This is a genomic window from Rhodococcus sp. IEGM 1351, from assembly GCF_030056875.1.
Lineage (GTDB): Bacteria > Actinomycetota > Actinomycetes > Mycobacteriales > Mycobacteriaceae > Rhodococcus_F > Rhodococcus_F opacus.
This window is the reverse complement of sequence record NZ_JASHKU010000008.1, coordinates 281,535-304,226: the sequence shown is the minus strand read 5'-3', so window position 1 is coordinate 304,226 and position 22,692 is coordinate 281,535. Positions and strand designations below refer to the sequence as shown.

Annotated in this window: 24 protein-coding genes; 10 read left to right on the top strand and 14 right to left on the bottom strand. The window is 68.2% G+C overall.

The genetic code is table 11. The annotated features are described in order from the left end of the window. Positions 1 to 7 precede the first annotated feature (7 nt). On the bottom strand, positions 8 to 574 hold the full coding sequence (locus QM806_RS16935; RefSeq protein WP_283292079.1) for an alpha/beta fold hydrolase: 567 nt from the start codon (positions 572 to 574) through the stop codon (positions 8 to 10). A gap of 103 nt (positions 575 to 677) precedes the next feature. On the opposite strand from QM806_RS16935, the gene QM806_RS16930 reads away from it, so the two are divergent. Genes QM806_RS16930 through QM806_RS16920 form a run of 3 tightly spaced genes read left to right on the top strand, consistent with a single transcriptional unit; the run spans position 678 to position 2,637 of the window. Beyond that, the gene (locus tag QM806_RS16930) at positions 678 to 1,040 is read left to right on the top strand and encodes a GntR family transcriptional regulator (RefSeq protein WP_005259287.1); all 363 of its coding nucleotides are present in this window, start codon (positions 678 to 680) and stop codon (positions 1,038 to 1,040) included. Beyond that, positions 1,037 to 1,942 (top strand): ABC transporter ATP-binding protein, encoded by a 906-nt coding sequence (locus QM806_RS16925; protein ID WP_005565593.1) that lies wholly within the window; start codon positions 1,037 to 1,039, stop codon positions 1,940 to 1,942. The genes QM806_RS16930 and QM806_RS16925 overlap by 4 nt, the downstream gene beginning before the upstream one ends. Next, on the top strand, positions 1,939 to 2,637 hold the full coding sequence (locus QM806_RS16920) for a hypothetical protein (protein WP_005565594.1): 699 nt from the start codon (positions 1,939 to 1,941) through the stop codon (positions 2,635 to 2,637). Before QM806_RS16925 ends, QM806_RS16920 begins: the two co-directional genes overlap by 4 nt. On the opposite strand, the gene QM806_RS16915 is transcribed toward QM806_RS16920, so the two are convergent. From QM806_RS16915 to QM806_RS16900, 4 genes are all read right to left on the bottom strand, one after another. Further along, a complete protein-coding gene (locus QM806_RS16915; protein WP_169695103.1) occupies positions 2,634 to 4,172 on the bottom strand; it encodes a cobyric acid synthase in 1,539 nt (512 codons plus the stop codon). The genes QM806_RS16920 and QM806_RS16915 overlap by 4 nt on opposite strands. After that, positions 4,169 to 5,026: a type I methionyl aminopeptidase gene (gene map / locus QM806_RS16910; protein ID WP_005259297.1), complete on the bottom strand. Its 858-nt coding sequence runs from the start codon at positions 5,024 to 5,026 to the stop codon at positions 4,169 to 4,171. The genes QM806_RS16915 and map overlap by 4 nt, the downstream gene beginning before the upstream one ends. 61 nt (positions 5,027 to 5,087) lie before the next feature. After that, complete coding sequence (locus QM806_RS16905) at positions 5,088 to 5,795, bottom strand: GntR family transcriptional regulator (RefSeq protein ID WP_005571388.1); 708 nt, start codon at positions 5,793 to 5,795, stop codon at positions 5,088 to 5,090. Next, positions 5,792 to 6,349: an HD domain-containing protein gene (locus QM806_RS16900; RefSeq protein ID WP_005571386.1), complete on the bottom strand. Its 558-nt coding sequence runs from the start codon at positions 6,347 to 6,349 to the stop codon at positions 5,792 to 5,794. The genes QM806_RS16905 and QM806_RS16900 overlap by 4 nt, the downstream gene beginning before the upstream one ends. Before the next feature lie 127 nt (positions 6,350 to 6,476). On the opposite strand from QM806_RS16900, the gene QM806_RS16895 reads away from it, so the two are divergent. From QM806_RS16895 to QM806_RS16880, 4 genes are read left to right on the top strand one after another with little or no spacing between them, the layout of a single operon-like run. Continuing rightward, on the top strand, positions 6,477 to 7,514 hold the full coding sequence (locus tag QM806_RS16895; protein ID WP_005571383.1) for a 2-aminoethylphosphonate ABC transporter substrate-binding protein: 1,038 nt from the start codon (positions 6,477 to 6,479) through the stop codon (positions 7,512 to 7,514). Between the two features lie 2 nt (positions 7,515 to 7,516). Next, positions 7,517 to 8,686: an ABC transporter ATP-binding protein gene (locus QM806_RS16890; RefSeq protein ID WP_054247401.1), complete on the top strand. Its 1,170-nt coding sequence runs from the start codon at positions 7,517 to 7,519 to the stop codon at positions 8,684 to 8,686. Beyond that, the gene (locus QM806_RS16885) at positions 8,683 to 9,585 is read left to right on the top strand and encodes a 2-aminoethylphosphonate ABC transporter permease subunit (protein WP_133986551.1); all 903 of its coding nucleotides are present in this window, start codon (positions 8,683 to 8,685) and stop codon (positions 9,583 to 9,585) included. Before QM806_RS16890 ends, QM806_RS16885 begins: the two co-directional genes overlap by 4 nt. After that, complete coding sequence (locus QM806_RS16880) at positions 9,560 to 10,345, top strand: ABC transporter permease (protein ID WP_037204600.1); 786 nt, start codon at positions 9,560 to 9,562, stop codon at positions 10,343 to 10,345. Before QM806_RS16885 ends, QM806_RS16880 begins: the two co-directional genes overlap by 26 nt. A gap of 60 nt (positions 10,346 to 10,405) precedes the next feature. Here QM806_RS16880 and QM806_RS16875 read toward each other — a convergent pair whose 3' ends face one another. Next, positions 10,406 to 12,028, bottom strand: a complete 1,623-nt coding sequence (locus QM806_RS16875) for an AMP-binding protein (protein WP_169695106.1) — start codon at positions 12,026 to 12,028, stop codon at positions 10,406 to 10,408. Between the two features lie 109 nt (positions 12,029 to 12,137). Between QM806_RS16875 and QM806_RS16870 the strand changes: the two genes are divergently transcribed. After that, positions 12,138 to 13,013, top strand: coding sequence for a helix-turn-helix transcriptional regulator (locus QM806_RS16870; protein ID WP_005259316.1), 876 nt, complete (start codon positions 12,138 to 12,140; stop codon positions 13,011 to 13,013). A gap of 54 nt (positions 13,014 to 13,067) precedes the next feature. After that, positions 13,068 to 14,489 (top strand): APC family permease, encoded by a 1,422-nt coding sequence (locus QM806_RS16865; RefSeq protein ID WP_054247398.1) that lies wholly within the window; start codon positions 13,068 to 13,070, stop codon positions 14,487 to 14,489. Between the two features lie 16 nt (positions 14,490 to 14,505). Here the strand turns inward: QM806_RS16865 and QM806_RS16860 are convergent, their stop codons facing one another. The 8 genes from QM806_RS16860 to dxr all read right to left on the bottom strand — a co-directional run bounded on the left by QM806_RS16860 (position 14,506) and on the right by dxr (position 22,261). Continuing rightward, positions 14,506 to 14,934 (bottom strand): GyrI-like domain-containing protein, encoded by a 429-nt coding sequence (locus QM806_RS16860; protein ID WP_133986550.1) that lies wholly within the window; start codon positions 14,932 to 14,934, stop codon positions 14,506 to 14,508. Beyond that, positions 14,931 to 15,413 (bottom strand): GyrI-like domain-containing protein, encoded by a 483-nt coding sequence (locus tag QM806_RS16855; protein WP_005573725.1) that lies wholly within the window; start codon positions 15,411 to 15,413, stop codon positions 14,931 to 14,933. The genes QM806_RS16860 and QM806_RS16855 overlap by 4 nt, the downstream gene beginning before the upstream one ends. A 1-nt stretch (position 15,414) precedes the next feature. Then, entirely contained in the window at positions 15,415 to 15,720 is a 306-nt protein-coding gene (locus QM806_RS16850) for a hypothetical protein (RefSeq protein ID WP_133986549.1), read from the bottom strand. A 158-nt stretch (positions 15,721 to 15,878) separates the two neighbouring features. Continuing rightward, positions 15,879 to 17,693, bottom strand: coding sequence for a penicillin-binding transpeptidase domain-containing protein (locus tag QM806_RS16845; RefSeq protein WP_169695109.1), 1,815 nt, complete (start codon positions 17,691 to 17,693; stop codon positions 15,879 to 15,881). 53 nt (positions 17,694 to 17,746) lie between these two features. Further along, a complete protein-coding gene (locus QM806_RS16840) occupies positions 17,747 to 18,583 on the bottom strand; it encodes a GNAT family N-acetyltransferase (RefSeq protein ID WP_005573719.1) in 837 nt (278 codons plus the stop codon). A gap of 94 nt (positions 18,584 to 18,677) precedes the next feature. After that, positions 18,678 to 19,835 (bottom strand): flavodoxin-dependent (E)-4-hydroxy-3-methylbut-2-enyl-diphosphate synthase, encoded by a 1,158-nt coding sequence (ispG, locus tag QM806_RS16835; protein WP_005259330.1) that lies wholly within the window; start codon positions 19,833 to 19,835, stop codon positions 18,678 to 18,680. Between the two features lie 41 nt (positions 19,836 to 19,876). Next, positions 19,877 to 21,097 (bottom strand): M50 family metallopeptidase, encoded by a 1,221-nt coding sequence (locus QM806_RS16830; RefSeq protein WP_005259331.1) that lies wholly within the window; start codon positions 21,095 to 21,097, stop codon positions 19,877 to 19,879. A gap of 6 nt (positions 21,098 to 21,103) precedes the next feature. After that, entirely contained in the window at positions 21,104 to 22,261 is a 1,158-nt protein-coding gene (gene dxr, locus QM806_RS16825; protein WP_064080775.1) for a 1-deoxy-D-xylulose-5-phosphate reductoisomerase, read from the bottom strand. Between the two features lie 120 nt (positions 22,262 to 22,381). On the opposite strand from dxr, the gene QM806_RS16820 reads away from it, so the two are divergent. Next, the gene (locus QM806_RS16820) at positions 22,382 to 22,651 is read left to right on the top strand and encodes a DUF2631 domain-containing protein (protein ID WP_005259333.1); all 270 of its coding nucleotides are present in this window, start codon (positions 22,382 to 22,384) and stop codon (positions 22,649 to 22,651) included. Positions 22,652 to 22,692: the final 41 nt, after the last annotated feature.

The following is a 22,692-nucleotide window of genomic DNA, read 5'->3' as shown; positions in this document are numbered from 1 at the left end:
CCGGGATCTACCAGGGGCTGGTGCGGAGAACGATCTCGGTGGCCAGCTCGGCCGCCGCGGCCGCCGGGACGTTGGTGACGTCGTCGAGTTGAACGACGCGGAAGTCGGAGTAGACGAAGCGTCCGCTCGCGTCCGCCTCGGCACGCCGGTCGGGGCTGCCGATCATCACTGTCGTGGGGAGTTCGACGGGCGGGCAGTCGGATCCGCGAACCGCACCGGCGCCGTCGGGTGCGGCCGGATGCCCCCGGTCGGCGACCACGAGGCTGGCGAAGCGTCCGAACTGGCGAGCCGCCAGCGACCACGCCAGTTCGGCTCCTTCCCGGCTGCCGACGAGGTTGACCCACCCGACCTTCAGTTCCTCGAGCAGCGCCATGATCGTCGTCTCGTCGAGACCGGTGATGTCCTCGGGCACGATCGTGCGCAGATCGGAATTGTGCAGGCGCTCGCAGACGCCGTCGTAGACATCCGGTCCGTCGCCGGCCCCCGGTAGCAGGAGAACGGTGTGTTTGCTCTCCGGTCCGTCGATGCGGACCGTGCAGGTTCCATTTCCCACCGCCACGTGCGTCAGTTCCATGGGCTAAAAACTACGCGATCGGCGACGTCTTGCGCTCGGACCTCCCTGGTTCTATGGTTCATTACATGAGTAATGAACCGATCAACCGGCGGGTCGGGCGTCGATGATCGACAACGGCAGACCGCTGTTCCAGCAGATCGCAGAGCTCATCGAGAACTCGATCATCGACGGAACCCTTCCCGAGGAAGGCCAGGTGCCGTCGACCAACGAGCTCGCCGCCTTTCACCGGATCAACCCGGCGACCGCAGCCAAGGGACTGAATCAGCTCGTCGCCGACGGGATCCTCTACAAGAAGAGGGGAATCGGAATGTTCGTCACCTCCGGCGCCCGGAACGCGCTGCGCTTCCGGCGACGCGAGCGGTTCGCGCGCCAGTTCATCGATCCGCTCGTCACCGAGGCGGACAAACTCGGCGTCAGCATCGCCGAACTCAAGACCATGCTCGACCAACGGGAGGGAGCACGATGATCGGCACAGCGTTCGACACGAAGACGGTCGCCTCGGCGCGGGGCCTCGGCAAGAGATTCGGCGACTTCGTCGCACTCGACGGGATCGACTTCTCCCTGCAGGAGAACAAGATCTACGGCCTCCTCGGCCGAAACGGGGCCGGCAAGACCACGCTCATGCAGATCCTCACCGGGCAGGAGTTCCAGACTTCGGGTGTGGTCGAGATCTTCGGTCAGGCCCCGCACGAGAATTCCCGGGTACTCACCGACGTCTGCTTCGTCAAGGAGAGCCAGAAGTACCCGGACGACTTCAGGGTCGGGCACGTCCTCGCGACCGCACGGCACCTACTCCCCCACTGGAACGAGGAACTCGCACAGACACTGCTGGAGGATTTCGATCTTCCGTTGTGCCGCAAGGTGAAGAAGTTGTCGCGGGGCATGACGTCCGCGCTCGGTGTGACGGTCGGTCTGGCCTCCCGCGCACCGCTCACCCTGTTCGACGAGCCGTATCTCGGCCTCGACGCGGTGGCACGGCACCTCTTCTACGACCGGCTTCTCGCCGACTACGCCGAACACCCGCGCACGGTCGTGCTCTCCACACACCTCATCGACGAGGTCAGCGACCTGATCGAACACGTGATCCTGATCGACAAGGGACGGATCGTCCTCGACGAGGACACCGACGCGCTTCGGGAAGGCGCCGTCGTCGTCTCCGGCCTGGCCTCGCTCGTCGCCGACTTCACCTCGAACAAGACTGTCCTGCACCGTGAATCGCTGGGGAATCACGAACGGGCGACCGTGCAGGCCAGCCTGTCGGACTCCGAACGGGACCGGGCGGTGGACGACGGCCTGCATTTCGAGCCGCTCAGCCTTCAACAACTCGTGGTCCGCAGCACCACGGCCACCAAGGAGGAGGCACGATGACAACCCGGGTCCTGACCGTCTCCCGCATCCACACCGTCGCCTGGCCCCTGCTCGTCGCGTGGCCACTGGGCGTGCTGGTCGCGTCGTTCACGATCGCGGCGGCCATCTTCGCGATGGTCGGCGACACCGGCAGCGATACCAACTTCACCGGCGGCGTCTTCTCCCTGTTCGGGATCGCCCTCGCGTTCTACCTGCAGGCCATGACACAGACGTTCCCGTTCGCACTGGGGATGAGCGTCACCCGGCGCGACTATTTCGCGGCCACCCTGATCGTCGCCGCCGTCCAGGTTCTCGTGTTCGGGGTGATGCTCTACGGACTGTCGCTGATCGAGGAGGCCACCGGCGGCTGGGGTGTGGGGATGCGGATGTTCGCGATACCCAACTATTTCACGTCCGACCCGGCGATTCAGCTGGGCGCCGACTTCGCCTTCCTGTCGCTGACCGCGGCGGCGGGGATGTTCCTGGGCGCACTGCATCACCGGTGGCGGGTGGTGGGGCTCTTCACGCTCGGCGTCGGCACTCTCCTCGCCGCGGGCGCCGCCGCGTTCGTGATCACGTGGCAGCAGTGGTGGCCGGACATCGGCCACTGGTTTGCGGACGTGCCCCGGTCGGTGCCGCTGGTGTGGCTTCCGGCACTGGCCGCGGCGGCAGGGATAGTCGCGGCGTGGGCGCTCGTCCGCCGCGCGACGGCCTAGCGCACCAGGGTCGACGCGACGGCCGGGAGACCTTCCGGGGCGCCCGCGCCGAGGAGGTCCGCGAGGGCGCGGAGATCGAGATTCTGCTCCACCAGGTCCGCCAGCAGATCGAGTTGAGCCGCCCGGATCGCGGCGACATCCGTGTCCGGCGCGGTGACGAAACCGGTTCTCCCCGCGTGTTCGGCCACGTCGTCCAGCAGAAGCCGGCGGAAGCGGTCGGTCTCGAGCAGTCCGTGCCAGTGCGTGCCGTAGACGGCGCCGCGGATACTGCCTTCCGCGGCGCCGCTGCCCGCGTGGAGCAGCGGCTGGTCGCCGTTGCGCCGCACCTGGCCGTGATGAATCTCATACCCGGACACCGGAACTCCGTGGGCGTCGCCGCGCACCTGCGCGAGCACCTTGTCCGGGGCGAACTCGACCTCGAGGTCGAGCAGTCCGAGGCCCGGCACCGCGCCCCGGCCGGATTCGACGTCGTCGACGATCACGGAACCGAGCATCTGGTAACCGCCACACACGCCGAGCACCGGACCGCCGCGTTTCGCGTGCACGGCGATCGCATCCGCGATGCCGTTGCGGCGCAACCACTCCAGATCCGACACGGTCGACTTGCTTCCGGGCAGGACGATCAGGTCGGCGTCCTCGAGCCGCGACGGGTCGGTGACCCAGCGCACCGACACCCCGGGTTCGCACGCGAGCGCCTCGACGTCCGTCGAATTGGAGATGCGGGGCAGGCGGATCGCGGCCACCCGCAGCCAGTCGTCGCCGATCGGTGGTGCCGGACGTCCGACCGGGGCATCCCCCACCACACCGAGCGAATCCTCCGCGTCGAGCCACAGGTCCTCGGCGAAGGGAATCACCCCGAGCGTCGGACGTCCCGTCATGGCCGTCAACTGCTCGAGGCCCGGCCCCAGCAACGACACGTCGCCGCGGAACTTGTTGATCACGAATCCCGCGATCAACGCCTGGTCTTCCGGTGCGAGTACGGCCACGGTGCCGAACAGGTGGGCGAGCACTCCACCGCGGTCGATGTCGCCGACGACGACCACCGGCAGGTCGGCGGCCCGGGCTAGCCCCATGTTCGCGAGGTCGGTCGCTCGCAGGTTGATCTCGGCGGGTGAGCCCGCTCCCTCGCAGATCACCACGTCGTACTCGGCGCGCAGCGACGCCAGTTCCTCGGCCACCACCGCGCGCAGGTGCTGCCGGTGCTCGATGTAGTCGCGGGCTCCGACGGACGTCACCGCGCGGCCGCGCACCACCAGTTGCGACGTGCGGTCGCTACCCGGTTTCAGCAGCACGGGGTTGAAGCGGACGCTCGGCTCCAGTCCGCAGGCCGCGGCCTGCAGGGCCTGCGCCCGGCCGATCTCGCCGCCGTCCAGCGTGACGACGGAGTTATTCGACATGTTCTGCGCCTTGAACGGCGCCACTCGGACACCTCGCCGCGCGAGCATCCGGCACAGTCCCGCGACGAGCACACTCTTGCCCGCGTCGGACGTGGTGCCGGCGACGAGCAGGGCGCCCTTCCACCGGCCCTCGCTCAAGGCAGGGTGAGGATCTCGTTGCCGGTCTCGGTGACCACGATGGTGTGCTCGAACTGAGCCGTCCACTTGCGATCCTTGGTGACGACGGTCCAGTCGTCGTCCCAGATCTCCCAGCCGATGTCGCCGAGGTTGATCATCGGTTCGATCGTGAACACCATGCCGGGTTCGATGACCGTGTCCACGGAGGGCTCGTCGTAGTGGAGGATGACGAGTCCGTTGTGGAAGGTGGTGCCGATGCCGTGCCCGGTGAAGTCGCGGACCACGCCGTAGCCGAAGCGGTGCGCGTACGACTCGATGACGCGGCCGATGACGTTGAGCGCGCGGCCCGGCTTGACGGCCTTGATGGCGCGCATCGTCGCCTCGTGGGTCCGCTCCACCAGCAACCGGTTCTCCTCGGCAACGTCCCCGGCGAGGAACGTGGCGTTGGTGTCTCCGTGCACGCCGCCGATGTAGGCGGTGACGTCGATGTTGACGATGTCGCCGTCCTGGATCACCGTCGAGTCGGGGATGCCGTGGCAGATCACCTCGTTCAGCGACGTGCAGCACGACTTGGGGAAACTCTTGTAGCCGAGCGTCGACGGATAGGCGCCGTGATCGATCATGTACTCGTGCGCGATGCGGTCGAGCTCGTCGGTGGTGACACCCGGCGCCACCGCCTTACCGGCCTCCTGCAGGGCCTGGGCGGCGATCTTGCTCGCCACCCGCATGGCCTCGATGGTCTCCGGGGTCTGAACCCACGGCTCGTTGCCTTCCTTCGCCGTGGGCTTCCACGCGTACTCGGGACGCTCGATCCCCGCCGGTACGGCGAGGACGGGAGACACGGTTCCGGGGCTCAGTGCTGTGCGGACAGACATGGGTACCAGGTTAGCCCCGTGCACGGCCCGGGCGCCTCCGGACCCGTCGGGCGCGTCGACGTCACTCCCGCAGTGTGGTGAGGAAGGCGATCCGGTCGCCGCGGTAGAGGGAACGCACCCGTTCGATCGGCACGCCGTCGGTGTCGAGCGAGACGCGATGGAGCCGCAGCATCGGCATCGCGGTGGTCGAGTCGAGCAGCGCGGCCTCCCGCGGGGAGGCCAGCACGGTCTCGATCCGCTCGGTCGCCGACGCGAACACCACGCCGGTCTCGCGGATCGCCGCGTACAGCGAGGTACCCGGATCGAATCGGCGCGCCATCGCCCCGAACCGGTCGGCGGGCAGATGGGTGCTTTCGAGCCCGATCTTCTCGTCGTCCGCGAGCAGGACGCGTTCGAGGTGGATCACCGGCGCTCCGAACGCGAGACCGAGCCCCTCGGCGAGATCCGCGTCGGCGCCGAGTTCCTCGAACGTCACCAGTTCGCGTCCGGGCACCCGGCCCTGGCTGACCGCACCCTCGGTGTAGGACCGCAACGACAGCGGTTGCACGAGCTTCGGGCTGGCGACGACGGTGCCGCGGCCGCGACGCTCGACGCGACCCTCGACCAGCAGTTCGTGGATGGCCTGCCGCACCGTCTCGCGGGACACCGTGAACCGGACGGCCAGTTCCCGCTCCGCAGGGATCGCGTCCCCCACCTCGAGTTCGGCGAGGATCGACTCGAGTTCGGTGCGGACCCGGTAGTACTTGGGGACGTTCGGCGTTTCCGTCATGGCGTGGGCAACACCGCGAGCCGCACCCTGCGCGCGACGGCGATCACGTCGTGGACGCTCGGGGCCTGCGCCCCGGGAATTTTCGCGGCGTCGTCGTAACGCCGGAGCCGGACGGCGTCGGGCCAGTAGGAATGCTTGGTGAACTCGGCGTCGACGGCGGCACCGCCCTGCTTTTCCAGCGTGGCCACCGATTGGTCGGACAGCGTTGCCGCGTAACCAGATTCGGTGGACACCAGATAGCGCTTGGCCGCGACGTGCGCCCCGGCGAGCCACCCGACACGTTCCCCGAATCGCGGCGTGAGCCAGTCACGTGCCTCGCGATCGTGCGCGCAGTCGTCGGGAAACCCGAGCGCGGGACTGCGGGCGATGTCGTGCAGTGCGGCGGCGAGGATCAACTCGTCGTCGGCGCCGTCGTCCATTGCCCGCCCCGCGGACTGGAGGGCGTGGTCGAGTTCGTCGATCGCCTCGCCGTCGTAGACGCCGCGCAGCGACCACAGCGCCCCGACAGTATCGATCAGCACGGACTCTCCGGACGCGCTGCCGTCGTCGTTCATGCGGCCGAGCGTACCCGAAAAATGGTCTATACCAATTGTTCACCTGCCGTTCTCCACGCGGTGGCCCAATGGTCTAGACCAAACGGCAAGCTCCTTTTCACAGTCCCCTCATCGTTAGGAACACCCCATGCGTCTTCGTCCCCGGATCGTCGCGGCCGCGCTGGCCGCGGCCCTCCTCACCCTCGGAACCGCCTGCGGCGGAACCGGCACCGCCGCCGATTCGGGCACCGACACGGTCACCGTGTACAGCGCCGACGGGTTATCCGGTTGGTACCAGTCGCGTTTCGACGCCTTCACCGCACAGACCGGAATCGCGGTGAACCTCGTCGAGGCCGGATCCGGCGAAGTCGTCTCCCGTCTCGAGAAGGAACAGTCGAACCCACAGGCCGACGTCGTCGTCACGCTGCCGCCGTTCATCCAGAAGGCCGACTCCCAGGGACTCCTCGTTCCGAGCGGTGTCGACACCTCCGCGGTTCCCGCGGCGGAGAAGGACGCCGCCGGTCACTACGTTCCCGTCGTCGAGAACTACCTGTCCTTCATCGCCAACCCGGCGGCCTCACCTGCTCCCCGGACCTGGGACGACCTGCTGTCCGACCAGTTCGAGGGCAAGATCCAATACTCCAGCCCCGGCCAGGCCGGTGACGGCACCGCGGTGCTACTGCTCCTCCAGCATCTGAGGGGCAAGGAGGGCGCGCTCGACTATCTCGCGAAGCTGCAGGCCAACAACGTGGGACCGTCGTCCTCGACCGGCAAGCTGCAGCCGAAGGTCAGCAACGGCGAACTGCTCGTGGCCAACGGTGACGTGCAGATGAACCTCACGTCGATCGCCGACGACGGCTCGAAATTCGCGCTCTTCTTCCCCGCTGCCGCCGACGGCACCCGCACCACCGTCGCCCTGCCGTACGTGATGGGTCTGGCGAAGGGGGCGCCCCGCAGCGAGCAAGGCAGGCAGCTGATGGAGTTCCTGCTCTCCGAGGAGTCGCAGAAGACGGTCGCCGACGAGGCGCTCGGCATGCCGGTCCGCGAGGACGTGCGCGCCGCGGCGGGCGAGAGCGCCCCGGCACGGGCACTGCAGGGGGTCCAGGTGTGGTCGCCGAACTGGAACGACGTACTCACCGAACTCGATTCGGACGTCGCCGCGTACCAGAAGGCCACCGGGAGCTGATCGTGTCGGGACTTCCAGCCAGGCGGGCACACCCGTCGCACACCACCGCGGTCCGCGGAGCCACCGACTTCTCCGCGCCGGCCATCACGTTCGACCGCGTCACCGTGGGCTACGGCCGCGGCAAGGGCGTCACCCACGCCCTGATCGACTTCAACCTGCGCGTCGGCCGCGGTGAGACGGTGGCCCTGCTCGGCCCGAGCGGTTCCGGGAAGTCGACCGCGCTCGCGGCGCTCGCGGGATTCGTTCGCCCCACTTCGGGTTCCGTGCGGCTCGGATCCCGCGACGTCACCGACCTACCGCCCGCGAAACGGGGAATCGGCGTCGTCGTGCAGTCCTATGCGCTGTTCCCGCACATGCGGGTGGCCGACAACGTCGCGTTCGGCCTCCGCTGCCAACGGGTGCCACGCGCGGAGATCGGCGCGCGGGTGGCCGAGGCCCTCGACATGGTCGGCATGGCCGCCTACGGCAAACGCCTGCCCCGCGAATTGTCGGGCGGACAGCAGCAGCGGATCGCGATCGCGCGGGCCCTCGCGATCCGGCCCGCAGTCCTGCTGCTCGACGAACCACTCGCCGCGCTGGACGCACAACTACGCGAGAGCATGCTCGGTGAGCTCTCGCGACTGCGTGCGGCCCTGCCCGACACCGCGATGCTCTACGTCACGCACGATCAGAGCGAGGCGCTGGCGCTGGCCGACCGGATCGCCGTCATGCGGAACTCCCGGCTCGCCGACATCGACACCGCCGAGAACCTCTGGAAGCGGCCACCGAGCAGTTTCACCGCGGAATTCCTCGGCGGTGCCAACCTGCTGCCGTGCACCGTCACCCGGGTGATCGGGACGTCGGCGCTCGTGTCGATCGGAGGGGTGCCCGTCACTGCCACCGCCCCTCAACCCGACATCGGGCACGTGGAATGGGAGTCGGACCTGCCCGCGTTCCTGTGTGTCCGCCCGCATGCGGTGACGCTGACGGCGCCCGGCGCGCGGGGTTCGTTCTCGGCACGGATCGTCTCGACGGTGTGGCGGGGATCGACCACGCGGATCACGCTCGCCGTCGACGACTTCGAGGGAGTGCAGGTGGACGCGGACGTGCCCGGGCACGACCAGCGCCCTCCGGGCACCGTCGTCGGCGTGCAGTTCCCGTCCGACGGCAGCGTCCTGGTGCCGGCGACATGACCGCGACACTCGAGCGTCCGCCCGCCGCGGCCCCACCCCGCCCCGAGCCGGTCCGGTGGCGGGGCATCGCGTGGACGCTCCCACCCCTGCTACTCGTGCTCGGATTCGCCGCCTACCCGATGGCCCGGGTACTCACCGAATCCCTCGACTCCGAAACCGGGTCGGGTCTGGACAACTGGTCCGGCGTCCTCGGGTCGGAACTGTTCCGCACCGCGCTGTGGCGGACGGTGCAGATCGCCGCCCTCTCCACCGTCGGCTGCCTGATCCTCGGCACGTTCCTGGCGCTCGTGCTGGCGTTCGTCCCGTTCACGGGATCGAAGGTCGTGGGACGGCTGATCGACGCGGTGCTGTCGCTGCCCTCGTTCCTGATCACGCTGGCGTTCACGTTCCTCTACGGCACGGCCGGGGCAGTGAACGCGCTGATCGCGCGGATCACCGGCGACACCGACGGACCGCTGAACTTCCTCGGCACCCCACTCGGGGTGATCGCCGCGGAGATCACGTTCTTCACGCCGTTCGTCGTCCGCCCCCTGCTCGCCGCGTTCACCCAGATCCCCCGCGAACAACTCGACGTCGCCGCCAGTCTCGGGGCGTCGCCGCTGCGGGTACTCCGGACCGTGGTGATGCCCGAGGCATGGCCCGCACTGCTGGCGGGTGGATCGCTGGTGCTGCTGCTCACCCTCAACGAGTTCGGCATCGTCCTGTTCACGGGCGCCAAGGACGTGGTGACGCTGCCCGTCCTGATCTACACGCGCGGCATCGTCACGTTCGACCTGCCGGGCGCCGCCGTGATCGCCACCATCCAGGTGGCGCTGTCGCTGACCCTGTACTGCACGTACCGATTCGTGTTCGCCAAGCTGACGGGAGGCAGCCGTGCTGCTGTGGACGACAAGATCTAGGGCGCTGACCCTGAGCCTGTTCGCCCTGGTGGTGACCGTCGTGTTCGCGGCACCGATCGTCACCGTGATCGCTGCCGCGCTGGCCGGATCCTGGACGGGCCCACTGCCCTCGAACCTCGGCGGCCGGAACTTCGCGGCGGCGCTGTCCGACGAGAATCTCGCCAGCCTCACCGTCAGCCTACAGACGGCGTTCGTCGCGGGCGCGCTGGCGCTGGCGGTCGGGACGTGGGCGGCACTCGCTGCGCGGGAGGCGCCGACGTGGTTGCGCCGCACCACCGACGCCGTCTTTCACCTGCCGATCGCGATCCCGTCCGTGGCGATCGGTCTGGGCCTGCTGATCACGTTCAACTCGCGACCGCTCCTGCTCGGCGGAACCAAGTGGATCGTGATCCTGGCACACACGATCCTCGTGCTGGCCTTCACGTTCAGTGCCGTGTCGGCGGCACTGGACCGGCTCGACCCGGCCTACCGGCAGGCGGCCGAATCCCTCGGCGCCGGTCCCACCCGCGTCCTGCTGCGGATCACACTGCCACTCCTGCTTCCAGCGCTCGGCGCCGCCGCGGGCCTGTCGATCGCGCTGTCGATGGGCGAACTGGGCGCCACCGTGATGGTGTACCCGGCAACATGGAAGACGTTGCCGGTGAGCATCTTCGGGCTCACCGACCGCGGTCAGGTGTTCCTCGCCGCCGCCGACACCACCCTGCTGCTGGCGGTCACCCTCCTCGCCCTGCTGGTCGTCGGCCGCCTCCGCAGGCGCTGACGCACCCGTGCGCCTTTCTGGTAGCTGGAGCTACCGGAAAGGCGCACAGGCCCGGAGGGCCTACTTCTGGCGGAGCAGGTAGCGCTGCACCTTGCCGCTGGGGGTCTTCGGCAGGTTGGGGACGAAGTGCACGGTGCGCGGGTAGGCGTGCGCCGCGAACTTCTTCTTCACCAGCGTCTGCAGCTCGACCTCCAGTTCGTCGGTCCCGTCGACGCCGTCGCGCAGGACCACGAACGCCTCGAGCACCTCACCCCGCAACTCGTCGGGCATCCCGACGACCGCAGCCTCGACGACCTCGTCGTGCATCACGAGCACACTCTCGACGTCGAAGGGCCCGATCCGGTAGCCGGCCATGATGATCACGTCGTCGTCGCGGGCGGAGAAGAAGTAGAAGCCGTCCTCGTCGGTCTGCCCGGCATCGCCCGTGAGGTACCAGCGACCGTCGGCGGTGAACCGCTGCGCGGTCTTCTCCGGGGCGTCGACGTAGCCGGTGAACCACATCAGCGGGCTGCCCAGGGTGTCGATCGCCACCCGGCCGGGGGTCCGCGGCGGGGCGATCGCGTCGGAGTCGTCCTCGAGCACGGCGCACGCCCACCCCGGCAGCGGTTTGCCCATGGACCCGTCGCGCACCTCTTCCCGCAGTCCGTCGGCCCAGGAGTTGGCGATGAACATGCCGTGCTCGGTCTGGCCGTAGTGGTCGCGCACGAACACGTTCAGGTTGGCCTCGGCCCACGAGATCACATCGGGAGTGAGCGGTTCACCCGCCGACGACGCGCGTCGCAGTGTCACCGTCTCGGGGATCGGCGTGGGGTCGGCCCGCAGGCTGCGGTAGACCGTCGGCGCGGCGGCGAAGTTGGTGACGCCGAAGCGTTCCATCACCTGCCAGGTGAGGGGCGCGGAGAATCCGGCGTGCAGCAGGATGCTGCGGGTGCCCGCGGCGAGGGGTCCGAGCAGGGCGTAGTAGAGGCCGTAGGCCCAGCCGGGGTCGGCGGCGTTCCAGAACACGTCGTCCTTGCGGACGTCGAGGCCGAACTCCAGGTAGGCGTGGAAGGACGCGAGGGCCCGCAGCCGGACGGGCACCCCCTTCGGTGTGCCGGTCGTGCCGCTGGTGAACAACTGGACGAGGGGTCCGTCACCGCCGACCGTGACGGCCGCCCCCTTCGCATCCGCGGCGTCGTGCGACTCCACGAGCGTCGCGAAGTCGAGCGCGTCGGCGCCGGCCCCGCCCACGACGACGACCTGCCAGGACGCGTCCGCGGGGATGTCCTCCCCGGGATTCAGCTTGTCCAGCTGGTTGGCGTCGGAGACCACGACCTTCGCCCCGCTCGCACCCAGCCGGAACGCGATCGCGGGCGGCGCGAACGCGGTGAACAGGGGAACGTGGACGGCACCCCGCCGCCAGATGCCGAGCAGCGCGACGACCAGTTCGGCCGACTTGCCCATCAGCGTCGCGACGTGGTCACCCGGCTCGACGCCGAGGTCCGCGAGTGCGGCGGCGAATCGCGTCGACTGCTCGCGCAGGTAGCCGTAGGTGAGGTCCGTCGACGACAGATCCGATTCGACGACGGTGAATGCCACGTCGTCGGCGGGGTGTCGATCACACAGCAGCTCCGCGGCGGACGCCGTCGGCGTGTCGTACTGGTCCAGCAGCTCACGCACGCGTGCGGTGGGATCGGTGGTCATGCGGTACTCCTTGTGCTCTCATGGCCCGTGACAGATGGTCGGGCCGTCGCCCGAACTCACTACGGTTATGATCTAGCTCACAGACCGCTGTGACTACCCCCGGAAAGGGGTGACCGACTTGGTTGCTCGTGCACCGTCGCTGCTGCGCCCTCGGGACGGGGACGCACTTCGGGGTGAGCTGCGCTCCATCGCAGCTCACGGCGTCGCGCCGGTCCTGTTCGGCGGCGAGGTCCAGGACGGCACACTGCACCTCAGCGAGTTCGTCGGCACTCGCACCAACAACCTCAAGGGCCTCGCGATCCCCTCGCGTTCCGGTCTCGGTGGCCGCGTGGTCGCCCAGCGCACACCGGTGGCGGTCAACGACTACGGCCGCTCCTCGACCATTACCCACCACTACGACCGGCCCGTCCTCAGTGAGGGACTCCGGTCCATCCTCGCGGTGCCGGTCATGGTGCGGGGCAGCTCGCGCGCCGTGCTCTACGCCGCCATCCGCGACTGCGCACCGATCGGCGACCGCACCGCCGACATCGTCGTCGCGGCATCCCGGCGCCTCGGCACCGAGATCGCCATCCGGGACGAGGTGGATCGCCGCCTCGAGATGATGAAGACGCTCGACGTGGGCGGTGCCGGCGGCGCCACCACCGAGGAGCTCCGCGACATCCACGCGGAGCTGCGGAGTGTGGCACAGACCGTCGCCGACACCTCGTTGCAGGCCCGTCTCCGCGGGCTGTCGCAGCGACTGGCGGGCATTCTGCGTCCGGACGCCGACGGCGGCGACGAGGACCCCGGCGTCCACCTCACCCCACGTGAGATCGACGTCCTGTCCCACGTGGCCCTGGGATGCACCAACAGCGAAGCAGCACAGCGCCTCTCGGTGGGACCCGAGACGGTCAAGAGTTACCTGCGCAGTGCCATGAGCAAGCTCGACGCACGGTCGCGGCACGAGGCGGTGGTCACCGCGCGCAGGCTCGGGCTGCTCCCCTAGCGAACACAGTCTTCTCGAACGAGGGACGCAGGCGGTAGCGAAAGGCGGTGGATCATGGGATCGACAGCGGACGCCACGAGTTCGAATGCACCAGATTCGAATTCGCCCGAACAGCCGAGCCTCAAGCGGGTGATGGGCCCAGGGCTGCTCCTGCTGTTCATCGTCGGAGACATCCTCGGCACCGGTATCTACGCGCTCACCGGAAAGGTGGCCAATCAGGTCGGGGGCGCGGTGTGGCTGCCGTTCCTGGTGGCGTTCGTCGTCGCGATCATCACCGCATTCAGCTATCTGGAGCTGGTCACCAAGTTCCCGAAGGCCGCGGGCGCCGCGCTGTACACGCACAAGGCGTTCGGGGTGCACTTCCTCACGTACATGGTGGCGTTCGCGGTGATGTGCTCGGGAATCACGTCCGCATCGACGGCGTCGCGGGCGTTCGCCGCCAATTTCGTGGAGGCATTCGACCTCGACTTCTCCACCGGGATCGGCATCACCCTGCTCGGTCTCGGCTTCATGACGCTGGTGGGTCTCGTCAACTTCCGCGGGGTCAGCGAGAGCGTCAAGACCAACGTCGTACTCACCTGCGTCGAGCTGTCCGGTCTCCTGATCATCATCATGATCGGGCTGTGGGCCCTCGGCGTCGGCGACGGCGACTTCTCCCGGGTGGCAACGTTCGACACCGGCGACCGATCCGCACTCGGCGCGGTCGTCGCGGGAACCGCCCTGGCGTTCTTCGCGATGGTCGGGTTCGAGGACTCGGTCAACATGGCCGAGGAATGCAAGGAACCGAGCCGCATCTTCCCCAAGGTCCTACTGACCGGCCTGATCATCACCGGCTGCATCTACGTGTTCGTGTCGATCACCGCGATCGCCCTCGTACCCGTGAGCGAGCTCGGCGAGGGTGACACTCCGCTGCTGAAGGTCGTTCAGGCCGGAGCGCCCGGGTTCCCGATCGGAATCTTCGCGTTCATCACCATGTTCGCCGTCGCCAACACGGCACTGATCAACATGCTGATGGCGAGCCGGTTGCTGTACGGCATGAGCCGCGAGGGCGTCCTGCCTCCCCCGCTCGGCAAGGTTCACGCCACGCGGCGCACACCGTACGTTGCCATCGTCTTCACCACGATCCTCGCGTTCGGCCTCATCACGTTCGTCGGTGAGGTCCCCGAACTCGGCGGCACCACCGCGCTGCTGCTGCTGGGCGTGTTCACCATCGTCAACATCACCGTGCTCGTCTTGCGCAAACAGCCGGTGGAGCACAAGCATTTCCGGGTGCCGACCATCTTTCCGATCATCGGCGCCCTCACGTGTGGCTTCCTCGTCACTCCTTTCGCCGACCGTCCCGCGGTGCAGTACCAGATCGCGGGCGTTCTCCTCGGAATCGGTGTCGTGCTGTGGGCCGGGACCGTCCTCGTGAACAAGAGGCTCGGCAAGGGCGGGCCCCGGATCGACCCCGAGAAACTCGCCGAGCACGAGTGACCCGCCCGGTCGCCGCTCAGTGCAGTGAGAGGAACAGATCGACCGACCCGTCCGGATGATGCACCTCGAGGTCCTCGGTGAAAGCACGTTCGATCCGGCCGCGCGCCGCCGCGTAGTCGGCGACGCTCCACGTCTCGGCGAGCGCATCCGGTTCCGATTCGTCCTCGCAACAGAATCGGGCGAAATAGCCAGCACGTACGCCGACCAGGACGTCGCCGGGCTCCATCTTGTCGGGCGAATCGCACGGATATCCGACGACCACCGTGAACGTGCGCGGCGGCGGGGACGCCGCGTAGATGACGAAGATCTCGGAGATCCCCCGATCCCTGATCCGTTCCACCGTGTAGTCGACGAGTTCCCGGCCCGGCCCGGGACGCCCGGGTTTGCCTTCGGGAATGGTCAGGCCCACAAACGATTCGGCCTGCCGCTTGACGATCTCGATCATCGCTTCTCACCCATCGCACTCGACGGCGCCCCGGACTCGTCCACGCGGATCGGAATGTACAGGTCCACGGCGTAGGCGTGGGGATACGCTTCGAGGTCACCGGTGTACGTCCGCTCGATGTCGCCGTTCGTCTCCGCCTCGCTGACCTGCGCCCACAGCCGCAGCATCACGTCGGGAAACATTCCCCGCGAGGAGAACTTGGCGTACGTGCCGGGCGGGATCCGCGAAATGACGTGACCCCGCGTGGCGTCGTCCACCGTCGCACACTCGTACCCGACGATCTGGGTGTAATACGACTCGACGTCGGGAGCGAAGTCGATGTAGGTGGAGGCGAGCGGCCCCCCGACCTCGTGGTGGAGCACTCTCGTCCATGCGCGGTCCAGGCGAGGGTCGCTCAGCTTCCCCAACGCGCGCTGGGGGCTTCGCACGGGCAGACCGGCCACCAGGGTCTCGCCGCGCTCGATGATCTCGAAGCCCATGTCAGACCGCATCCTCGAGAACATGTGCGTCGCGAACGCCGACGCAGGGCACCCCTCGAGCCCGCGCCAGCTGCATCGCCATCGCATCGGACGGCGAGCAGAGTCCGTCCAGGACGTCCTCGGTCACGATCGCGCAGACGACGTCACCCTCACAATCGCTGATCGATTCGATTCCGCGGTCGGAAGCCCACTGCCGCAACGCAACCCACCGCGTCAGCTCGGTGCCGGCGCCCGGGCGCCCGACGAACAACACCCTCCGGGTACCGTTCGCTGTCTCCAGGCCGTTCACTTCTGCACTGATGGTCATGGTCCGACTTCCTGTCCACGTTGGCTTTTCGATCCCGACTGTGCGGGTTCTTCCGTCTGCAACCAACTATGGACCGCACCGGCGGCAGCGTCTGTCCACCGATCAGCCCCTGACCAGGATGAATTCCGCGTCCCCCGATCGGTGGACAGCGGCCCGCGTCAGTACCCCTCGGGCAGCGCGGCGAACATGTCGCGGGTGACGGCGACGGCGTTGTCGGAACTGCCGCCGCGCACCACCAGCGTCGCGAACGCGAGATCGCCGCGGTAGCCGACGAACCAGGCGTGCGAACCGCCCTCGACCTCGGCCTCACCCGTCTTGCCGTACACCTCGCCCTGGTCTTCGATCCGCTCCGCGGTACCGCTCGTCACCACGAGACGCATCATTCCGCGCAGCCCGTCGACCATCTCCGGGCTGATCTGCGGATGCTCGCCGTCGATCGTGGTTTCCCGTCCGGCGATCAACCGCGGCACGGGCGTCGAACCGTGTGCGATGGTCGCGGCGGCCAACGCCATCCCGAACGGGCTCACCACCACCTTGCCCTGACCGAATCCGTCCTCGGTTCGCTGCACCAGATCCTCGGCAGGCGGCACCGACCCCGAGTCGGTCGGCAGGCCCACCACTTCGTAGTCGGGGCCGATTCCGTACTGCGACGCAGCGACCGACAGTGCGTCGGGACGCATCTCGCTGGCAAGTTTCGCGAACGACGTATTGCAGGAGCGGGCGAACGCCGTGGCCATCGGCACGGTGCCGAGCGCGAATTCGTTGTAGTTCGGAACGCTGCGCTCACCGATCTCGATGCGTCCCGGACACGGCACCATCGTGTCGGGTGTCGCGATCCCCGACGAGATCGCGGCGCCCGCGGTGATGATCTTGAACGTCGAACCGGGCGGATACAGGCCGGTGAGCGCGACCGGACCGTCCCTGTCCGCGGCCTTGTTCTGCGCGACGGCCAGGACGTCGCCGGTCGACGGCTGGATGACGACCATCATCGTCTGGTCGGTGCGAGCATTGACGGCGTTCTGCGCGGCGATCTGGATGGGACGGTCGAGGCTGATCGAGAACGACGGGGAAGTCTGCGGCGCCGTCTCGGTGAGCACGTCCGTGTCCACACCGTTCTGGTTCACCGTCACCACACTCCAGCCGGCCTTGCCGTCGACCTCGTCGATCACGGTCTTCTTCACCTGACCGACCAGATCGGGTGCGAAGTTCCGGTCGGTGGCCACGAGATCCGCCTCGTCGGACACACTCACACCGGGAATGGCGCCGAGCACGCCGGCGACCTGTTCGTAGTCGTCCGACCGCAGCCTCGTGACGAGGTAGTCGCCCTTGACCGCCGTCGCCGATTCGGCGATCGACTGCGCAGTGAGCGTGTTGTCGAACGTGGCGAGCGCCGACGCGAGGGACTGGGCACTGCCGATCACGTTGCCCGACTGCGCCGCATCGAACTTCACGCGGTACACCACGCCGGGGACGAGGACGTCCGACCCCGAATGCTCGTTGACCCGCGCCCGCGGGGCGGCCGTGGAACGCAGCGACATAGTCTGCCGGTCCCCCAGCCGGGGGTGGACGTTGGTGGAACTCCAGCGCACGGCCCAGTCGCCGCCGCGCCGCCCCATCTGAAGTTCACCCGAATACGTCCACACCCGGTCCTTCGGCAGATGCCACTCGTACGTGTACCCGACGGTGGCCGTGTCACCGCTGACGTGAACGTCCGTCGTCCGGGCGTCGAGAGACTCGGCCTGCAGCGACGTCCACGCGGACTCGAGGGCCTGGCGGGCGACGTCGGGACGATCCGACAGATCGGCGGCCTCCTCCGAATCCTGCTCGGCGAAGGCCGTCAGAAACGCCTGCGCGGCCGGTTCCGGACCGTCCGGTCTCGGCGTGCACGCCGTGAGACCCACCGTCAGCACAGCGGCGCCGCACAGGGCGATCGACTGGACGACGCGTAAGCGAGAATATGGCCGCAGGTTCATCGCCGCCCATGCTATGTCGGCGGACACCGCCGACCCGGTAAGCGGACAGCGAGTCAGTCCAGAAGAATTGTGGCGAACGTCGCGACCTGGCTGAAGCCGACGCGCGCGTACGCGCTGCGGGCCACCGTGTTGAAACTGTTGACGTAGAGGCTGGCGATGCGGCCCTCCGCGATGACGGCCTCCGCGACCGTCGCGGTACCCGCCGCCCCGAACCCGTGCCCGCGATACATCGGATGCACCCACACACCCTGGATCTGCCCCACCCGCGAGGACACCGAGCCGACCTCGGCCTTGAACACCACCTGACCGTCGTCGAATCTGGCCCACGCCCGGCCGGCGGCGATCAGGTTGGCGACGCGGCGCCGGTACCCTCGTCCGCCGTCGTTGGCGCGCGGATCGATGCCGACCTCTTCGATGAACATCGCGACCGCGGCAGGCAGGTACTGCTCGAGTTCGTGCATCCGCACCTGCCGGACCAGGGGGTCCGGGCGGCACTGCGGGGTACTCGCCAGCGCCAGCAGCGGCTGGTCGGGCCGGACCTCGCGGGCAGGCCCCCAATCCATCTCGAGCATCTCCCACAGCGGCAGCGTCAGTTCGGCCCGGCCGACCAGCGACGAACACATGCGCGGGGTGCGACAGGCGCGGTCGGCGAACGCCCGCATGTCGTCGATGCTGCCGCGCAGCGGCACGAAATTCGCGCCCGAGAAGCACAACGACTCAAGCGGCCCGCCCCGACTCCACAACTCTCCGTGGATCATCCGGGGATCGATGCCGCCCTCTTCTACGCGAGCGGCAACCATGCAGGCGGCGACAGGATCGGCGTCGAGAACGCGAAGCACGTGTGCTGCGTCCCGACTGCTCAACTGTTTGGCACCGAGGAGCTTGAGCATCTACCCAACCTTGTCAGCTAGTGGACCTGCCCACCAGATTGCCATGAACTCGCCGGAAACGGGAGACGTTTCGTCGCCCGCTGCCTGCGCCGACTCAGCTGACCGTCACGACGGGTGATCCGGACGTCGCATCACCCTCCATCTCCTCGGCGATCCGCATGGCTTCCTCGATGAGGGTTTCGACGATCTGCGCCTCCGGCACGGTCTTGATGACCTTGCCCTTGACGAAGATCTGCCCCTTGCCGTTGCCGGACGCGACACCCAGGTCGGCCTCGCGGGCCTCACCGGGACCGTTGACGACGCACCCCATGACGGCCACGCGCAGCGGGATCTCCATGCCCTCGAGACCGGCGGTGACCTCGTCGGCGAGCGTGTACACGTCTACCTGGGCGCGCCCGCACGACGGGCAGGACACGATCTCGAGCTTCCGGGGTCGCAGGTTCAGCGACTGCAGGATCTGCGTGCCGACCTTGATCTCCTCGGCGGGCGGGGCGGACAGCGACACCCGGATGGTGTCGCCGATGCCGTCCGCCAGCAGCGCACCGAACGCCACCGCCGACTTGATCGTGCCCTGAAACGCCGGACCGGCCTCGGTCACCCCGAGGTGCAGCGGGTAGTTGCACTGCGCCGCCAGCTGCCGGTAGGCCTCGACCATGATCACCGGGTCGTTGTGCTTCACCGAGATCTTGATGTCGCCGAACCCGTGTTCCTCGAACAGTCCCGCCTCCCACAGCGCGGACTCGACGAGCGCCTCCGGCGTGGCCTTGCCGTACTTCTGCATCAGCCGCGGGTCGAGGGAACCGGCGTTGACGCCGATGCGGATCGGGATGCCTGCGTCGCCCGCGGCCTTCGCGACCTCCTTGACGCGTCCGTCGAACTCCTTGATGTTGCCGGGGTTCACACGGACGGCCGCGCAGCCGGCCTCGATGGCAGCGAAGATGTACCGGGGCTGGAAATGGATGTCGGCGATGACCGGGATCTGACTCTTCTTCGCGATGGTCGCGAGCGCGTCGGCGTCCTCCTGCCGCGGGCAGGCGACACGGACGATGTCGCAGCCCGACGCCGTGAGTTCGGCGATCTGCTGCAGGGTGGCGTTGACGTCGTGGGTCTTGGTGGTGCACATCGACTGCACGGATACCGGGAAGTCGCTGCCGACTCCGACAGTTCCGACCTGGAGCTGGCGAGTCTTGCGGCGGGGTGCGAGAACGGCGGCCGGGCCTTCGGGCATACCCAATCCGACAGGGCTGGTCACGTGGGTGCCTTCTTTCGTAGCTTCAAGTCCGAGTTTAGCGATCACTGGAAGAGCTTGATCGGGTTGACGATGTCGGCGGTCAGGGTGAGGAGCATGTATGCGCCGCCTATGACGATCACCACATAGGTGACGGGCAGAAGTTTCATGTAGTCGACGGGCCCCCCGCTGGGAAGGCCGCGCCTGCTGCGGAACCAGTCCCGGACCCGCTCGTACACGGTGACCGCCATGTGCCCGCCGTCGAGCGGCAGCAGCGGCAGGAGGTTGAACATCCCGAGGAAGAAATTCAGGCTCGCGAGCAGCAGCACGAACGCTTCCCAGATGCCCTGTTCGGCGATCTGACCGCCGATGACGCTGGCGCCGTACACGGAGATCGGAGTCTCCGGGTCGCGTTCGCCGCCCGTCACCGCGTGCCACAGGTCGACGGCCTTGCTCGGCATCTGCACCAGCCGCTCGGCGGTCATCACGAACATGTCGCCGGTGAACTCGAACGAGGCGGGCACCGCCGAAAGGGCCGAGTGCTCGACGACGCTCGGGGTCGCGCCGATGCCGATCGCGCCGACCGTCGCCTCGTGAGGTTCGCTCTCCCCCTCCTCCTGCACCCAGCGCTGCACCTGCTGGACCGGGACGACGATCGTCTGCTCTTCGCCGTCCCGCTCGATGGTGAAGTCCACCGGACCGGACAGCGAACGCGTGGCGGCGGCCACGTCGGCGAACGAGGGCGTGTCCTTGCCGTCGACCGCGGTGATGACGTCGCCGGTCCTGATGCCCGCCTGCTCGGCGGGGCCCGGTCCGGTGCACTCGGACAGGGCGTAGTCGGGGCCGGGACCCTGGGTCGGCGCCGCGCACCCGACCGAGCCGACGACCGCGTCGGTGGACCGGTTGAGGTCGGGCAGCCCCCACCCGACGGCGAGGACGTAGACCAGCACGAGCCCGAGGACGAAGTTCATGCCGATGCCGCCGGACATCACCGCGAGGCGCTTCCAGGTCGGCTTCTTGTACATGGCCCGGTCTTCTTCGTCCGGTTCGAGTTCGTCCAGCGCCGTCATCCCGGCGATGTCGCAGAACCCGCCGAGCGGAAGCGCCTTGAGCCCGTACTCGGTCTCACCGCGGCGGAAGGAGAAGATCTTGGGTCCGAAACCGATGAAATACCGGCGGACCTTCATGCCGGTGGCCTGCGCCACCCACATGTGCCCCGCTTCGTGAAGTGCGATCGACAGCGCGATCCCGAGGGCGAAGAGAACAACGCCCACTGCGAACACCATGCAGTTCTAGCCTTCCTGCTTCACGAGCTGACGTGCTCGCTCACGTGCCCAGCCGTCGGCGGCCAGTACGTCTTCCACGGTAGCCGGTGGCGCCGACCACTCGTCCGCCTCGGACAGCACGGAGGCGACGGTGCGGACGATGCGCGGGAACCGGATGATCCCGTCCAAGAATGCCTGAGCCGCGACCTCGTTCGCAGCGTTGTAGACCGCGGTGAGGCATCCCCCACCCTTGCCCGCCTCGCGGGCGAGGTCGACGGCAGGGAAAACCTGCGAGTCGAGTGGCTCGAATTCCCAGGTGGACGCCGTGCTGAAGTCGCAGGCTGCGGCGGCGCCGGCCACCCGGTGCGGCCAGCCGAGCGCCAGGGCGATCGGGAGTTTCATGTCGGGTGGGCTGGCCTGCGCCAGCGTCGACCCGTCGGTGAACGTGACCATCGAGTGCACGATGGACTGCGGGTGAACGGTGACGTCGATCCGGTCGTAGTCGACGCCGAACAACAGGTGGGTCTCGATCAGTTCGAGGCCCTTGTTGACGAGTGTCGCGGAGTTCAGCGTGTTCATCGGCCCCATCGACCACGTGGGGTGGGCACCGGCCTGCTCGGGTGTGACCGATTCGAGCCGATCGGCCGTCCAGCCGCGGAACGGTCCGCCCGAGGCGGTGAGAACCAGCCGATCCACTTCGTCCGCGCTGCCGCCCCGCAGGCACTGGGCCAGCGCGGAGTGCTCGGAGTCGACCGGCACGATCTGTCCCGGGGCCGCCGCTGCGGTGACGAGGGGGCCGCCGGCGACGAGCGACTCCTTGTTGGCCAGGGCGAGCCGCGCACCGGACTCGAGCGCGGCCAGGGTCGGCTCCAGTCCCAGCGAACCGACGAGCGCGTTGAGCACGACGTCCGCTTCCGTGGTCCGCACGAGTTCGGTGACGGCGTCCGGTCCACTCAGCACGCCGGGCCGATCCAGCGATGCGGCCGCCCGCGGATCCGCGACTGCGACGGAGGACACACCCGTCTCACGAATCTGCCGGTTCAGCAGTTCGACGTTTCCGCCGCCGGCCGCGAGTCCCACCACCGTGAACTTGTCCGGATTGGCGGCCACCACCTCCAACGCCTGGGTACCGATCGAACCTGTGCTGCCGAGCAGCAGGACGCGAGTGGGCCTGTTTTCATCCACCCACCCATTGTTCCTGATGAAATGCGGACGGTCCGCCACGGATGGCCCCGCTACATACGACGGGCAGTCGTATGTCACGATATGTCGAGTAGCGCAACCGAATCTGCAGGAGGATCGATCGTGGCCGGTACCCAGTTGGAGCCCTCGTCCAGCGACCCCATCGTGGCCGCACACATCGACACCGCGGAGGTCCCGTCGGCGGCATGGGGCTGGAGCGGTGAGGCGCCGAAGACGTTCCGGTTCTTCGGATGGTTCTTCGCCGTGTTCCTGCTGCTCATGATCATCGGCAACCACACCGGCTTGGTCGAGGACCTGTGGCTGATCGGCTGCGCGGCCCTGATGGTCCTGATCCTCGTTCGCGACATCGTCCTGCGGCGCAAGCCCCGGTAACACGAACCACGAGCGAACCCCTCGCCCCGATCACTCGGGCG